Source organism: Thiohalophilus sp., from assembly GCF_031581315.1.
Taxonomy (GTDB): Bacteria; Pseudomonadota; Gammaproteobacteria; order UBA6429; family Thiohalophilaceae; genus Thiohalophilus.
Genome location: NZ_JAVLAZ010000074.1, coordinates 1 through 1,508, shown reverse-complemented (window position 1 = coordinate 1,508; position 1,508 = coordinate 1). Strand labels below are relative to the sequence as shown.

The window sequence follows — 1,508 nt, the reverse complement described above, 5'->3', positions numbered from 1 at the left end:
GAAGGGATGAACAATCCGGGCTATCACGAGAAACCGGCCTGGTTCAAAAACTCGTTTCTGGATATTCGCGAAGACATCGAAGAGGCCGCGCAGGAGGACAAGCGGTTAATGCTCTATTTTTATCAGGACGGCTGTCCTTACTGCGCGAAACTCTTGCAGGACAATTTCGGCCAGAAGGAGATTGCCGAAATGACCCGGGAAAACTTCGATGTGATCGCCATTAACATGTGGGGCGATCGGGAAGTGACCGACCTGAATGGCAACATGCTCACCGAAAAGAAATTTGCCGAGAACCTGAAAGTCATGTTTACCCCGACGCTGCTGATGATGGATGAAAACGGCAAGGTTGCCCTGCGCGTCAATGGCTATTATGCGCCTGACAAGTTCATGGCAGCGCTGGAATATGTCAGCGAGAAAAAAGAAAACCAGCTGAGCTTTCGTGAATACTACAAGCAACAGGGCGGCGAGAAAGCCAGCGGAAAATTGCACCAGGCCGAATTCCTGAAGGATCCGCCCTATAATCTGCAAAAACTTTCCAGCAAAGACAAACCCTTGCTGCTGATGTTCGAGCAAAAAGAGTGCAAGGCCTGTGACGAGTTACATGGCGATATCTATCCACGCGAGGCGACCCGCGAGCAGTTGAACCGTTTCGACGTGGTACGCCTGGATATGTGGAGCGACCAAAAAGTCGTCGGACCCGACGGCAAGACCACCACAGCCAAAGAGCTGGCCGGGAAACTGGACATCAAATACGCCCCGACGCTGGTGTTCTTCGATACCGACGGCAAGGAAGTATTCCGCGCCGAGGCCTATCTGCGCGCCTTCCACGTGCAATCAGTCATGGACTACGTGGCGTCCGGTGCCTACAAGGAACAGCCCAACTTCCAGCGCTACATCTCCGCCCGCGCCGATAAACTCGAAGAACAGGGCGTGCATGTTGACCTCTGGGAATAAAAACAGGGGCTAGATACTAGTTGCTAGGACCTAGTGGTAGGCCGGACATAGCGCAGCTGTGTCCGGCAACTTGCGGAATGCCCGATACCGCTTCGCTTTATCGGGCCTACGACTTTCATACGTTCTGGAAATCAACGCGGAGGGCGCGGAGACGCAGAGACGCGGAGTAAAAATGAACCAGATAAACACAAAACCCCGGCATTGCGACAATGGCCGGGGTTTTTGTTTTGAATATTATTTTCTTTGCGCCTCCGCGAACTCCGCGTTTAAATCCTCAACCTCAAGTGGTAGGCCGGACATAGCGCAGCGGTGTCCGGCAACTTGCAGAATGCCCGATACCGCTTCGCTTTATCGGGCCTACGAGTTTCACACGTTCTGGAAATCAACGCGGAGGGCGCGGAGACGCGGAGTAAAAATGAACCAGATAAACATAAAACCCCGGCATTGCGACAATGGCCGGGGTTTTTATTTTAATCTTATTTTCTTTGCGCCTCCGCGCCTCCGCGCCTCCGCGAACTCCGCGTTTAAATCCTCAACCTCAAGAAATGGCATCT

Annotated in this window: 1 protein-coding gene; it reads left to right on the top strand. The window is 52.9% G+C overall.

The genetic code is table 11. From position 1 onward, the window contains the following. The coding region (locus RI563_RS10335) for a thioredoxin family protein (protein ID WP_310694301.1) at positions 1 to 954 on the top strand (954 nt) is incomplete at its 5' end. Positions 955 to 1,508 lie beyond the last annotated feature (554 nt).